This is a genomic window from Paraglaciecola sp., assembly GCF_039943935.1.
Lineage (GTDB): Bacteria > Pseudomonadota > Gammaproteobacteria > Enterobacterales > Alteromonadaceae > Paraglaciecola.
In genome coordinates this window covers 299,389-312,095 of record NZ_JBDUZQ010000001.1, presented here as the reverse complement: position 1 = coordinate 312,095, position 12,707 = coordinate 299,389, and the positions used below count along the sequence as shown (strand labels likewise).

Below are 12,707 nucleotides of genomic sequence, written 5' to 3'. Positions count from 1 at the left end.
GACATCCTTTCACTATAATTGGGTGTTATGAACGATGAAATTCAACAAAGATTGGTCTGGATAAAATTACTTGAATCATCAGGTGATGCAGGTTTAGTTTGCCGTAAATGTGGCATCACCAGACCAACTCTCCGTAAATGGTGGCGGCGCTATAAAGAGTTAGGTAAGGATGGTCTGGTTAGCCGAAGTAAGCGGCCTCATTCATCACCAAACCTTAAAACTACAGACAAGGTTGAGAAGCTAATTTTAGAATTACGCTCAGCAAGAAATCTCGGAGCTAGAAGGCTTCAAAGTGAGTTATTTAGACTTCACAACATATCATTAGGTCTTGCGACAATTCACAAAGTTCTCAAGAAGCATCAAGTTAAACCTGTGCAAAAATTCAGGCGAAAAGTGGATTACATTCGATACGAACGACCATTGCCTGGCGATAGAGTACAAATGGACACTTGCAAAATAGCTCCAGGGCTTTATCAATACACTTCGGTTGACGACTGCACTAGATACAGGGTTCTGAGGCTCTACGGACGTCGTACGGCAGCAAACACATTAGATTTTATTGACGCTGTTGTTGAAGAAATGCCTTTTCCTATTCAACGTTTTCAAACTGATCGTGGCAGAGAATTTTTTGCTGAAAAGGTTCAGAAAAAAATGATGTCACTAGGTATCAAATTCCGTCCTAATAAACCAGCTTCACCTCATCTTAATGGAAAGGTTGAGCGATCCCAGAAAACCGACAAAGCTGAATTTTATGCAACTGTAGATATTGAATCTGATGACTTGGACAATCAACTTTCTGAATGGCAGCACTACTATAACTGGAATCGTCCGCATAGCGCTCACAAAGGCAAAACACCAATGGAAAAGTATTTCGATGTATCAAACGAAACACCGTTCTCAGACGAAGTTCTAGACAATTATGAAGTTAAAAATGAACGGGCTCAGGATGCCAATTACAGACGAGATTTAGAGATCGCAAGATTGAAACGATCTCTATGAATCACACATTTTAGTGAAGCCAAACATAGAATTAATGACTATATTATTGGCTATTACAGTAATATTAGGCTGCATTCATATAATGGTAATTTAACTCCAAATGAATCGGAAGCAAGGTACTGCCAATTTTATAAAACTGTGGCCAAAACCACTTGACCACTACATATGTCCGCAATCGTATCATTGTTGTATTAATCGTTAAGTGTCACTCTTCAAGCAACTGCAATACCCCACACTCTTTAACTTTTCTATCATCTGTGCATGCCGAGGCCATCTCAGATAGTGTAAGTTTTAGCTCCTCAAGTTCTGCAATTCGATGTGTGACGTCAACCATATGTTGATGGATCAAATTGTTCACACTAGAACAACTTTTGTCGGGATTATTTCTTGTATCCAACAGCTGTCTAATTTCTATTATAGTCAAATCTAATGAGCGACATTGCTTAATGAATCGCAGTGTCCTTAACGATGAGGCGTCGTAAATTCTGTAGTTGCCTTCACTGCGATTGCAAGCTTCCAACAAATCCTGTTTTTCATAAAAACGGATCGTCTGAATAGAACACCCACTTTTTTTTGATAGCTCACCTATTTTCATAAACGCGCCTTTTTGTTGTTGACTCTATACTAAGTATAGACTTTACACTGTACCTATAATTTTGGGAATAAGAGTTGAACAATGAGTGGTTGCGGCTGTGAAGTGGAAATCAAATATGCCTCACAAAAACGGGTTTTATATTGGCTGCTTGGCATCAATGCGACGATGTTTTTCGTTGAGGTGACCGTTGATTTTTTGGCTGACTCTACTGCTTTGATAGCAGACTCTATCGATATGCTAGCGGATGCGGTTGTATACGGCATAGGTATTTATGCTGTGGGTCAATCTATACTTCACAAAGCCAAAGCTCTGCAAATCAGTGGTTACTTTCAGTTATTGCTGGGCGTGATCATTCTCATTAATATTACCAGAAGATTAATCTTGGGCAGTGAGCCTATCTCATCATTAATGATAGGAATGGGGGCATTGCACTAATTGCAAACGTCGCTTGCTTGGTGATTATTCGTAATCATAAAAATGACGAAGTACATATGCGAGCCAGCTAGATTTTTTCAGATAACGATGTCATTGCCAACATGGGGGCATCATCGCCGGTGTTCTAGAGGTATGGCTTGATAGTAGAGTACCGGAGTTGGTTATCGGCTGTATAGTGTCGATTGTCGTGCTACGCGGATCGTGGATGATCCTGAAAGACGCCAAGCAAGAAATACTTTATAACGAAGTTCAGAAAGGTAATGCGAGTAATCCACTATGACATACAATAAAGCCGTTAAGCCATATATCGATTCCAAATTAACAGATTACTCAGATGCAATGTCTAACAATAATGAGAGGCAGGCATTTACAGCGCTGGAGGATGCGCATGTAATTGGTCAGCACTCTACTTATTATCATTGTTTAATTCATTGTAAAATGCTGCGACATGGTCTTCTAAACAAAGATTGGAGAGCCGCTTTTGGACAAGTTATAAGAATAGTTGGTGCTGTAACCAAAACAGCTATCGGCCTTGTACCCAAAGGGAATACAGGCGGCACTGACATCAGCCCTTTTAAGCGGCTGCCAATTAGTGCTGAAAATCAAACGATATTGGATAAAATCAACAATGCATAATCATAACCATAGTCACAGTGATAACAGCGCATCAAAACGCATTGGCTGGGCATTTTTCTTGAATGTCGTATTCACTATCATTGAATTTATCGGCGGATGGCTGACAAACAGCACGGCTATAATGGCCGACGCAGTGCATGATTTGGGCGATAGTTTATCCATTGGCACTGCTTGGGGCTTAAATAAACTCAGTGAAAAAGAAGCAACCAATACATTTTCCTATGGCTATAAACGATTTTCACTTCTTGGTGCATTGATCAATGGGTTAGTGTTAACGATTGGCTCAATATGGATCTTATTCGAAGCTATCCCAAGGCTTTCAGCACCAGAAATGCCCCAAGTCGAAGGCATGTTACTCCTGTCAATTTTTGGAATCGCCGTTAATGGATTTGCTGCGTATAAACTTAGCGAAGGGAATTCCTTAAACGAGCGTATCTTAAACTGGCATTTGCTTGAAGATGTATTGGGTTGGGTGGCAGTGCTGATCGTATCGATTGTGCTGATGTTTAAGCCATGGCCAATTTTAGACCCTATATTATCTATTGGCTTCACGTTATTCATTTTATTCAATGTAGTCAGAAATCTAAAAGAAACCTTATTGTTATTCTTGCAAGCCACACCCGATGCTAAGCAGATGGAGGAAGTGCGTAAAGTGCTCAAGTCAAACAGTTATGTGGCGGATATACATCATTTTCATATCTGGTCTTTGGACGGTGAACATAGCGTCATGACGGCACATGTGGAGTTAAAACAAGATGTTTCGGTTTCTCAATTGAGAACACTTAAAGACGAATTTCGCCAAGGCCTTGATGAGTTTGATTTTGTGCACACTACAATAGAAATTGAATTTGCTAGTGAGGATTGTCGTGATGAGTAATGTAATAATTGAAACACTTTGTTTCGATTGGTCTTAGTTCGATTACCTGTTAATATGAAAAAGATGAGGGTAGATAGATATGTTTAGTATGAAGGTGACAAGTTACCTGTTGATTTCGCTGATATTATATCAGTCGTTTTCTGCTGTCGCCAATACCTTGGACTTTCATACTATTGACTCTGAACATTTAAGTGAAGTTCATGAGCATCAGTTTGGTGACAATACCCCTACAGACAAAATAGAAATTCATTCAGAATATGGGATACAAGCTAGTATTGATGGCTCGTCAAACGAAATGTCTCACAATCCAGCTGATTGCCACCATTGTGGACATTGTCATGGAACCCATGCCCAATGGCTTGGAAGCCTTACTTCAATCGAACTTACTTCTATAACAACCCTTCATGATTTCTATTACTTATCGAAAGTAATAGATGGACCGGTCACGCAGCTATTACGCCCCCCTATAGCTTAACCCTGAACTAATCAAACACCTTTTGCCAACAATTTGGCGATGTAATTTTTTGATAATTTAGGAATAAAACAGTGAATCAAATTTCATTGAACCGCCCCTTGCGTGTGCGTGCTTGGGTGGTTTCTGCTATGTTTGTCTTTGCGACAATACATACAATGGTAATCGCACAAACAAATAGTATCCCCAATAGTGCATTAACATTGCAAAGCGCTATTAAACTTACTCTAGCCAATGCACCAGAACTGCATGAGTTTACATTTAAGCAACAAGCGATTGAGGGGGACATAAAAACAGCGTCACTTAAACCTGAGCTTATTGCTGGTATTGAAGTAGAGAACTTTTTAGGTACAGGAGAGGTCTCTGGGATTAAAGATACCGAACTTACACTTACCTTGTCTTCAGTAATTGAATTAGGGAATAAACTCAGCTCACGAAAAGCGTTTGCTTCTGCTCAATCGCAAGCAGCAGAAGTACGAAAACAAGTACGTACACTAGATATATTGGCCGAAGTTACACGCCGCTATATCGATGTGTTAGCACAACAAGCCCTGATAAAGGCTCAAAAGGATGCAGAATCGCTAGCTAGATACACGTATCAAGCCGTCACTAAGCGAGTTGAAGCGGGAGCATCTCCTGCGTTTGAACAGCAGCGGGCCGAGGCTGCGCTGGCTAGAGCTAGGCTGGAAGTGTTAACCGCACTGCAAACGAAACAAGGTATGATAAATAGTTTGGCCATCATGTGGGGGGAGCAAAATCCGACCTTTACCAATGTTGAGGGTGATCTATTTGCTTTGCCACCTTCCCCCTCTTTGACTTCGCTGTTCACAATCTTGTTAGAAAGCCCCAACCTTGATGTTTATGCACAAGACGCGAGGCTACAAACAGCACAAGTCCGTCTTACCCAAGCCGCTAAACAATCAGATTTGAGCTGGACAGCGGGAATAAGACGTATTAATGGGATTGATGAAACAGCCTTTGTAGCGGGCGTGAGTATGCCGTTGTTTGCAGGAAATCGAAATCTTGGTGAGTACGAAAAACAACGGGCTATTCAAGGGCAATTGGAGCAACAAAAACAGTCTGCAACCCAAAACCTTTACCATCAACTAAATATGGCACTAATAGCGAGAAATAATGCGCTACTAAACGTTCAAACATTGAAAAACGCTATTATTCCACCGCTAGTTGATGCGCTCAGTTTGGTTGAGCAAGCCTATATTAATGGGCGTTTTAGTTATCTTGAGTGGGTCAGTACCCGTCAAGAACTACTTAATGCCAAACAAGCCTTAATTCAGTCTGCCAAACAAGCACATCAGCGGGGGGCGGATATCGAATCACTCACTGCACAACCGCTTGCTGATGCAAATGTCACATCTTTTTCGAGTAAAAACCAATGAATAACAAAACATTAATCAAGACACAAAACCCCCTGCTAACTTTCATAACATGCAGTGTGTTCATATTGCTTATAAGTCGCCCAATATACGCATCAGAAGGCGAACATGGAGATGAAGATACCCATGATGCTGAATTTGTACTCATGTCTGACAGTATGGCGAAAAAAGTGGGAGTAATGACGCAAAGTGTGCAAACGGGTAGTCTCAATATCACCACTACTGTCTACGGAAATATCGTGACCGACCCTGCTTCACTGAGTCATGTGCGTGCACGATTCGACGGTATGGTGACCAAGGTCAATGCAAGTTTAGGTGAAAAAGTTAAAAAAGGCGAGACACTGGCGGTAGTTGAATCCAACGAAAGCCTGAAAAGTTATCCCGTTGCCGCGCCGTTTTCAGGCACCGTGATTGCCAGACATGCCAATGAAGGCGAGTTATCTAATGGCCTAGTGCTATTTTCAATCGCAAACTATGATGATGTGTGGGCACAGCTTAAAGTCTTCCCACAACAGCTATCAGATATTGCAGAGAATCAAAGTGTTCAACTTAGTGTGGCAGGCTCATCATTAGAAACCACTATCCAACATATCTTACCCTCACCCGATGAAAAACCGTATGTATTGGCATATGCCAAAATAGCTAATACCTCAGGTCAGTGGCCGGTTGGCGTGGCTATCAAAGGGCTTGTTACAATCAACAAACTTGATGTCGCCATGATGGTGCCTAAAGCTTCGATTCAAGAGTTTGAGGATGCTTCTGTCGTGTTTGTCAAAGAAGGTGATGAATACCATCCTGTGCCCGTTACGTTAGGTCAGCAAGACAGCCACAATATCGAAGTGTTATCAGGTCTGCACATTGCAGATGTGATTGTCAGCCAGAATAGTTATCTGTTGAAAGCCGATTTAGAAAAGTCGGAGGCCGGTCATGATCATTAATAACACAATGCTATGTACATGGTCAGGCGTCTCTGTAATTGGGGGACGAACACATGATTGAATCCATATTACGTTTATCCATAGAGCGACGAGGGATAATGCTGATGTTGATCTTCCTTGTGCTGGGCATGGGGATATTCAGTTATCAAAAATTACCTATTGATGCGGTACCTGATATCACCAACGTGCAAGTGCAAATCAATACACAAGCACCGGGTTATTCGCCTTTGGAAACCGAGCAGCGGATCACATTCGTAGTAGAAACCGCACTGGCGGGATTGCCTGACCTGTCCTACACCCGCTCTTTATCACGCTACGGCCTCTCTCAGGTAACAGCGGTATTTGATGAAGGCACCGATCTGTATTTTGCGCGGAATCTTATTAATACCCGACTGGGAGCGATTAAAAGTCAGTTACCTCAAGAATTAGAGCCTGAAATGGGACCTATCGCCACGGGGTTAGGCGAAATTTATATGTATACCTTGCGAGCCGAAAAAAGTGCCATGCAAAAAAACGGCAAGCCATATGATGCAATGGCACTTCGGGAAATACATGATTGGATTGTCAAACCGCAACTTGCGCTGGTGAAAGGGATCACTGAAGTAAACGCTATTGGCGGGTATGTGAAGCAGTACCACGTCAATCCTGATCCACAAAAAATGCTTAATTTCGATATCAGTTTGAGTGACATCCATAGCGCACTGACACGCAATAACGCGAATCAGGGAGCGGGGTTTGTTGAGCGAAATGGGCAACAAATTCTAGTGCGCTCACAAGGTCAGCTCCAGACACTTAGCGATATAGAAAATGTGGTAATAAAACGCATTAATACTGTCCCCGTTGCGGTGAAAGACATTGGTAGTGTAGCTATTGGCAAAGAGCTGAGAACCGGTGCGGCGACACAGGAAGGTGAAGAGACCGTTTTAGGTACCGCAATGATGCTGGTCGGCGAGAACTCACGCGCCGTTGCTCAATCAGTTGCCACTAAGGTGAAGGACATTCAATCCAGCTTACCTGATGGTATTGTCATTGAGCCAGTCTACGACCGCACCCTACTGGTCGATAAAGCGATTGACACCGTTCAGAAGAACCTAGTCGAAGGTGCATTGCTGGTTATCGTGATTTTGTTCATCTTATTGGGCAATATCCGCGCGGCACTTATCACCGCAGCTGTTATTCCACTGGCGATGTTGGCCACCATCACTGGGATGGTCAATACCGGTGTATCTGCCAATTTAATGAGCCTTGGCGCATTGGATTTTGGATTAATTGTCGATGGGGCGGTGATCATCGTTGAGAACTGTATCAGGCGGTTATCCGAGTCTCAGAAGCGCACAGGTGGAGTCTTGCCACTAAAAGAGAGGCTAGAACTGGTTTTTCAAGCGACCAACGAAGTCATTCGTCCTAGCTTGTTCGGTGTATTGATTATTACTGTGGTGTATATCCCGCTGTTCTCATTGACAGGCGTTGAAGGTAAGATGTTTCAGCCAATGGCAGCCACGGTCATCATGGCGCTGATAGCGGCAATGCTGTGTTCCATTACTATTGTACCGGCAGCGGTCGCGATGTTTATGGGCGGTAAAGTCAGTGAAAAAGAAAGTTTCATTATTGTCGCAGTAAAATCCGCCTATCGCCCCATCATTTTTCTTGCACTAAAATTACGCTGGTTTGTGCTTGTCGGCTCAGTCGTGCTGGTAGTGGGAAGCTTATGGTTGGCAACGCGACTAGGCTCTGAGTTTGTTCCCCAACTTGACGAAGGGGACATCGCACTGCACGCTATGCGAATACCGGGCACAGGTATTGAACAAGCCGTCGAAATGCAAAAAACACTTGAATCTACCTTGATGGAATACGAACAGGTACTCACTGTGTTTGCGAAAACTGGTACCGCAGAAGTAGCTACCGATGCGATGCCGCCCAACGTAACCGATACCTTTGTGATGCTAAAACCACGGGCGCAGTGGCCAGATCCAACTTTATCAAAAGCTGATTTCGTTGAAACCCTTGAGCGAGACTTACAAGCGGTAACAGGCAATAACTATGAGTTTACCCAACCTATCCAAATGCGCTTTAACGAGTTGATCAGCGGGGTGAGGGCTGACCTTGGTATTAAAGTCTTCGGAGATGATTTAACTACGCTGGTTGCTTCTGCAAACGACATTTTGACAGTTTTGCAATCAATTGACGGCGTAGCGGATGCACGGCTTGAACAGGTCGATGATATTCCTATTTTTACTATCAACCCTAAACCAGTCGAGTTGGCTCGCTATGGATTGGACGTGGCCGACTTGCAGGAGTGGCTGGCGTCAGCCATCGGTGGCAATACCACAGGCTTGATATTTGAAGGAGACAGGCGATTTGAACTGCTGGTGAGATTTGACGAAGATATTCGCACAAACTTAGATGCCATTGGCAGAACACCTATCATTACATCCGATGGGGAATTTGTGCCGTTATCAGAAGTCGCTACGCTGGGTTACTCGTCTGTTCCCAATCAAATTAGTCGCGAAAACGGTAAGCGCAGAGTCGTGGTTACCGCCAATGTCAGAGAGCGCGACTTAGGGAGTTTTGTTGACGAAGCAAAAATCAAAATAACCGAACAGGTTGTACTCCCAGCAGGTTATTGGCTGGATTATGGCGGCACATTTGAGCAGCTTGAAAGTGCCAGTCAGCGGCTGTCTATAGTAGTGCCTGCCACGCTTTTTCTAATACTTGTGTTACTAGTGGTGGTGTTTGGCTCATTTCGTGATGCCTTGATCATCTTCACTGGTGTGCCTTTAGCCTTAACAGGAGGTGTTTTCGCGCTCTGGATGCGTGACATGCCACTGTCTATATCTGCCGGAGTCGGGTTTATTGCGCTCTCTGGTATTGCGGTACTAAACGGCTTAGTGATGTTGTCATTTATTAAACAGCGAGTACTGGAAACAGGTGACTTAATTAACTCAATCGTTGACGGAGCTATCACAAGATTGCGTCCGGTTTTGATGACAGCACTGGTAGCAAGTTTAGGCTTTATTCCCATGGCACTTAATATCGGAACGGGGGCTGAAGTGCAAAGACCATTGGCAACGGTAGTGATTGGCGGGATCATCTCTTCCACCATTTTAACATTGGTCGTTTTGCCTATTTTATATCGGATGATGCACTCTAAATTAACCAGAGTGTGATTGCTAGGCACCGTATTGCGGAAGATACGGTGCTCTTCGTCTGGAAATGCAAAACAACTGAAAATGATTACTGAATTGTATATTCGCCAATAAGAAGCTAATTGTCCGCTTAGGTTCACATCTTCCTTCCAGAGAACTTCTTCTCAACGGCTGCAATTGGCACAAAGAAGTCCGTCAGTTCTGATCAAGCTCTGTATAAAGAGAATGTAAGATTGAATTTAGAATAAGTGTGATTACCAAGGGAGGCTGAGACTACATCATCTACTGTTTCTTCCATATAACTTTTATTTTTACTCATCCATTAAACTCTATCAAAATGCCTATTGTTACAGTCCCTTTTAGTTAATTAAACGATCACCAATCAGATTCCGAGCCGTTTTCAAGTTGTTTCAATCCATGCGTTGGATCTAAGCCTAATGCTTCACAGTACTGCACATATTCATATACAAAAAGTTTTCGCTGTCCCTTCTCTATTTTACTAACCATTTGGTATGGCTCATCTAATAACAAGCCTAATTCACGCACTGTCATGCCCTTCCTAATACGCTCATTTTTGAGCCAAGAAAGCAATCTGGTGTAACTTTGGTCATTGGTGGACTTTTTCATCTTGTCCCTATTATGACGACATGCTACGATGTCCCGAAATAAGGGACAAACAGATTAAAAATTTGAAGTATTGTGTCAGATTTTGGCAGGCCTATTTCAAAATGATAATTAGAGTAGAATTCCTACGTCTATTGAATAGAAGAAATTAACTGCTCTATTTTGAAATACTTGTCCATCAGCAAAATATGATAATGAATATCTAGAATTTACTTTACCTTTAAAAGAGATTGGGGACTTGGGAGTCTATTGACCGCGAGGGGCACTTTTACTGTTGAGAAAATACATTAAATTAGAATCTAAATTATAAACACGAGGTATTTTTCATGAGCAATGAAGATAGAAATAGGAATAGCCAATATACAATGTTCAAAACATTAGACGATACCGGTCTGCACTCAGCGCATATTACTATCTCAAACCCAACAGATTTGGCCATAAGAGTTGACACATCTAAATCAGGCAAAACAACTTCCCAATTGACAATTGAAATCGCAGGTGAGGACTTTGATAAATTAACGAAAAATTGGGTTGAGATGAGGTCGAAGGAAAAGCAGGGTTAAAGCATATACCGATAGCGATTTACGTTGTAGATGTTGTGGCATTAAGGATAACTCTGCTGCAAGCCCGTCTAGGAGACTACTTTCCAATCCAAGAAGAAGAGAGAGAAATAAATATCTAGGCCTCAAGAACCCGAGTTTTAAGAGCTATTTAGCTTAAGCAACACCCCCAAGTGAAATAGTATTAATATATTTCAAAACATCATCTATATTACCTCGCACTACAGCAACTTTGGCTGTGCAGCTAAGCTCCAATATATGTTCAAGTTGTGCTATTTGGCGGCGGGTTTGTGACCGCCAGCCCATGTTTTAATTTTTAAAATGATTTGTTATTCGTCGTTTACCTTAGTTTCTACTAATTGTACTTTTAAATTAAATTGATCAAACAGCCGTTTAGATGAAGGTGAGCATATCTTTGCTACTTTTTTGCACCAGTCTATATAAGCTAACTTCCGTTCAAGCGACCACTGGCTAGGAAGAGAAGATACGTTAGATGTTACGTCTGCTAATTTGATTGATTGCGCAGCATTACTACCTGAGGAAATCTGATTCAATAGTGCTATTTTTTTATCATCAGAATTGGTTGCTGAATCACACGTCAGTTCTAATACTATCTTTGAAACTTCATCCCCAAATAGGTAGCGAACACCAATACTGGTAACCTCAGTATCTTCCAAGATGTCATGTAAAACTGCCGCTATTAGTGTATTTTCATTGCTACTTGATTCATAAACCTGAAGAAGTTGCACCACTTCAATTAAGTGGTTTAGGTATGGTTCGCCAGTACTCTTACGTTTTTGGCTCGCGTGATGTAGCGAGGCAAATTTAATCGCAGATTGTAGAGAGCGGGTGTGCTGATGTCCGTATAGTGAAGCGCTGAATACACAACGAATTGATGTCTCATAGGGAGTCATCTCATCTATGGTGGTATGCTTAATAGGCAATGTAGATAAGACAACAGCATACAGCTCGCTACCTTTAAGACTATTGTTTGAAATTAAGCATTGATATTCGCTAGGCAACTCATATACGTTAAAATTCCCTAAACCAGCATAGAATCCGTATAAATATTTCTTACGATCTGGACTGTAATAAAGAGATCTAGCTGCTATCCAGTTACTGATATTTTTTAACGCTATTTCAAGACTTATATCATATCCCATGATTTCTCCCGTCTAGCTTTCTATTAATACGCTGAATCTAACTTAAGTAGCCAGAACTAATGGACGCATTGGAGAGCTAGTAATATAAATCCATGTCATCATTATTACCGTTACTTCTTCGAATCTTAATTCATGAAAGCTGAGTGGTCAACAAAATAAAAACCGTAACATGTTGTATTTAAAGGACTTTTAAAATAAATGATTAACAAAACATCGGAAAATTAATCTTTATCAGATCATTTGATTTTGATAACTCGCGTGGTGAAAACGTTAATATCATCACTGCCTATTAAATTAAAAAAGTGTTCACTGGATTAATTTCACATACCCAATCAGTGCCCAAACTCAGTTTATTTTGCCTACAACCGATTAAAACCTAATGATTCAGGATTGATTTCATTCACAAAAACATCAGTGACTCGAACGGGATTTTCAGCATCGACAAAATCATCTAGCACTTCAGGCAATAAGGTGGTTTGCGTTCTCGATTAACCTTGAATATGGTGAGACATCGCAGATTCTCTCTGGTTTGACTGACCATTTAATTATACTGAAAACGAAGATTAAAGGTAATCGTCCGTCAAGTTAAGAATATTGGAAAAGACAAGGCAGTTCTGGCTGACGGGCAGTAAATACGGTCGTTTGTAAAATACAATTAAACTAACTGATCAATTTTGTGTCACAAACTCTTTGGTAAATTGTTCAGCATCTAGTTTCTGATTACTTTTACATGCTGAAAATACTCTTTCTAACAAACGAGGGTTAAGTGGTAGACCGTCAATACGGCTGTTAGCGACGGCCTCACGGACAATTTTAAGCTGCATACTTTTATCTTCGTGAAAGGCGTCTACTTTGCTCATCATTGGCC

General features: G+C 41.7%; 12 protein-coding genes and 2 pseudogenes. 10 read left to right on the top strand and 4 right to left on the bottom strand.

The genetic code is table 11. The features are described 5' to 3' along the window. Positions 1 to 27: 27 nt before the first annotated feature. Positions 28 to 999, top strand: a complete 972-nt coding sequence (locus tag ABJD71_RS01365; protein ID WP_348163366.1) for an IS481 family transposase — start codon at positions 28 to 30, stop codon at positions 997 to 999. Between the two features lie 9 nt (positions 1,000 to 1,008). After that, a pseudogene (locus ABJD71_RS01360) lies at positions 1,009 to 1,155 on the top strand (IS3 family transposase); the annotation flags it as partial. A gap of 49 nt (positions 1,156 to 1,204) precedes the next feature. On the opposite strand, the gene cadR reads toward ABJD71_RS01360, so the two are convergent. Next, a complete protein-coding gene (gene cadR, locus ABJD71_RS01355; protein WP_348163363.1) occupies positions 1,205 to 1,594 on the bottom strand; it encodes a Cd(II)/Pb(II)-responsive transcriptional regulator in 390 nt (129 codons plus the stop codon). 81 nt (positions 1,595 to 1,675) lie between these two features. On the opposite strand from cadR, the pseudogene ABJD71_RS01350 reads away from it, so the two are divergent. The 7 genes and pseudogenes from ABJD71_RS01350 (at position 1,676) to ABJD71_RS01320 (ending at position 9,513) form a co-directional block, all read left to right on the top strand. Continuing rightward, positions 1,676 to 2,309 (top strand): annotated as a pseudogene (locus ABJD71_RS01350) (cation transporter). Then, positions 2,306 to 2,665 carry a DUF3703 domain-containing protein gene (locus ABJD71_RS01345; RefSeq protein ID WP_348163360.1) on the top strand — a complete coding sequence of 120 codons (360 nt, stop codon included), beginning with the start codon at positions 2,306 to 2,308 and terminating at the stop codon, positions 2,663 to 2,665. Before ABJD71_RS01350 ends, ABJD71_RS01345 begins: the two are co-directional and overlap by 4 nt. After that, positions 2,658 to 3,542 carry a cation diffusion facilitator family transporter gene (locus tag ABJD71_RS01340; RefSeq protein WP_289028158.1) on the top strand — a complete coding sequence of 295 codons (885 nt, stop codon included), beginning with the start codon at positions 2,658 to 2,660 and terminating at the stop codon, positions 3,540 to 3,542. The genes ABJD71_RS01345 and ABJD71_RS01340 overlap by 8 nt, the downstream gene beginning before the upstream one ends. A gap of 79 nt (positions 3,543 to 3,621) precedes the next feature. Then, complete coding sequence (locus tag ABJD71_RS01335; protein WP_289028159.1) at positions 3,622 to 4,017, top strand: hypothetical protein; 396 nt, start codon at positions 3,622 to 3,624, stop codon at positions 4,015 to 4,017. Positions 4,018 to 4,172: 155 nt separating this feature from the next. After that, on the top strand, positions 4,173 to 5,411 hold the full coding sequence (locus ABJD71_RS01330) for a TolC family protein (protein WP_289028386.1): 1,239 nt from the start codon (positions 4,173 to 4,175) through the stop codon (positions 5,409 to 5,411). Beyond that, a complete protein-coding gene (locus tag ABJD71_RS01325) occupies positions 5,408 to 6,346 on the top strand; it encodes an efflux RND transporter periplasmic adaptor subunit (protein ID WP_348163355.1) in 939 nt (312 codons plus the stop codon). The genes ABJD71_RS01330 and ABJD71_RS01325 overlap by 4 nt, the downstream gene beginning before the upstream one ends. A gap of 53 nt (positions 6,347 to 6,399) precedes the next feature. Next, positions 6,400 to 9,513 carry a CusA/CzcA family heavy metal efflux RND transporter gene (locus ABJD71_RS01320; protein ID WP_289028161.1) on the top strand — a complete coding sequence of 1,038 codons (3,114 nt, stop codon included), beginning with the start codon at positions 6,400 to 6,402 and terminating at the stop codon, positions 9,511 to 9,513. Between the two features lie 354 nt (positions 9,514 to 9,867). Here the strand turns inward: ABJD71_RS01320 and ABJD71_RS01315 are convergent, their stop codons facing one another. Beyond that, positions 9,868 to 10,119, bottom strand: coding sequence for a helix-turn-helix transcriptional regulator (locus ABJD71_RS01315; protein ID WP_289028162.1), 252 nt, complete (start codon positions 10,117 to 10,119; stop codon positions 9,868 to 9,870). A 323-nt stretch (positions 10,120 to 10,442) separates the two neighbouring features. Between ABJD71_RS01315 and ABJD71_RS01310 the strand changes: the two genes are divergently transcribed. After that, positions 10,443 to 10,679, top strand: a complete 237-nt coding sequence (locus ABJD71_RS01310; RefSeq protein WP_289028163.1) for a hypothetical protein — start codon at positions 10,443 to 10,445, stop codon at positions 10,677 to 10,679. A gap of 326 nt (positions 10,680 to 11,005) precedes the next feature. On the opposite strand, the gene ABJD71_RS01305 is transcribed toward ABJD71_RS01310, so the two are convergent. Continuing rightward, positions 11,006 to 11,839, bottom strand: a complete 834-nt coding sequence (locus ABJD71_RS01305; RefSeq protein WP_289028164.1) for an HD domain-containing protein — start codon at positions 11,837 to 11,839, stop codon at positions 11,006 to 11,008. Positions 11,840 to 12,507: 668 nt separating this feature from the next. Next, positions 12,508 to 12,702: a hypothetical protein gene (locus ABJD71_RS01300; RefSeq protein ID WP_348163349.1), complete on the bottom strand. Its 195-nt coding sequence runs from the start codon at positions 12,700 to 12,702 to the stop codon at positions 12,508 to 12,510. Positions 12,703 to 12,707 lie beyond the last annotated feature (5 nt).

Excerpts from the sequence above, each read along its gene's own strand:
- ABJD71_RS01365 (WP_348163366.1), top strand. The coding sequence starts at position 28 with ATGAACGATGAAATTCAACAAAGATTGGTCTGGATAAAATTACTTGAA.
- cadR (WP_348163363.1), bottom strand. The coding sequence starts at position 1,594 with ATGAAAATAGGTGAGCTATCAAAAAAAAGTGGGTGTTCTATTCAGACG.
- ABJD71_RS01345 (WP_348163360.1), top strand. The coding sequence starts at position 2,306 with ATGACATACAATAAAGCCGTTAAGCCATATATCGATTCCAAATTAACA.
- ABJD71_RS01340 (WP_289028158.1), top strand. The coding sequence starts at position 2,658 with ATGCATAATCATAACCATAGTCACAGTGATAACAGCGCATCAAAACGC.
- ABJD71_RS01335 (WP_289028159.1), top strand. The coding sequence starts at position 3,622 with ATGTTTAGTATGAAGGTGACAAGTTACCTGTTGATTTCGCTGATATTA.
- ABJD71_RS01330 (WP_289028386.1), top strand. The coding sequence starts at position 4,173 with ATGGTAATCGCACAAACAAATAGTATCCCCAATAGTGCATTAACATTG.
- ABJD71_RS01325 (WP_348163355.1), top strand. The coding sequence starts at position 5,408 with ATGAATAACAAAACATTAATCAAGACACAAAACCCCCTGCTAACTTTC.
- ABJD71_RS01320 (WP_289028161.1), top strand. The coding sequence starts at position 6,400 with ATGATTGAATCCATATTACGTTTATCCATAGAGCGACGAGGGATAATG.
- ABJD71_RS01315 (WP_289028162.1), bottom strand. The coding sequence starts at position 10,119 with ATGAAAAAGTCCACCAATGACCAAAGTTACACCAGATTGCTTTCTTGG.
- ABJD71_RS01310 (WP_289028163.1), top strand. The coding sequence starts at position 10,443 with ATGAGCAATGAAGATAGAAATAGGAATAGCCAATATACAATGTTCAAA.
- ABJD71_RS01305 (WP_289028164.1), bottom strand. The coding sequence starts at position 11,839 with ATGGGATATGATATAAGTCTTGAAATAGCGTTAAAAAATATCAGTAAC.
- ABJD71_RS01300 (WP_348163349.1), bottom strand. The coding sequence starts at position 12,702 with ATGATGAGCAAAGTAGACGCCTTTCACGAAGATAAAAGTATGCAGCTT.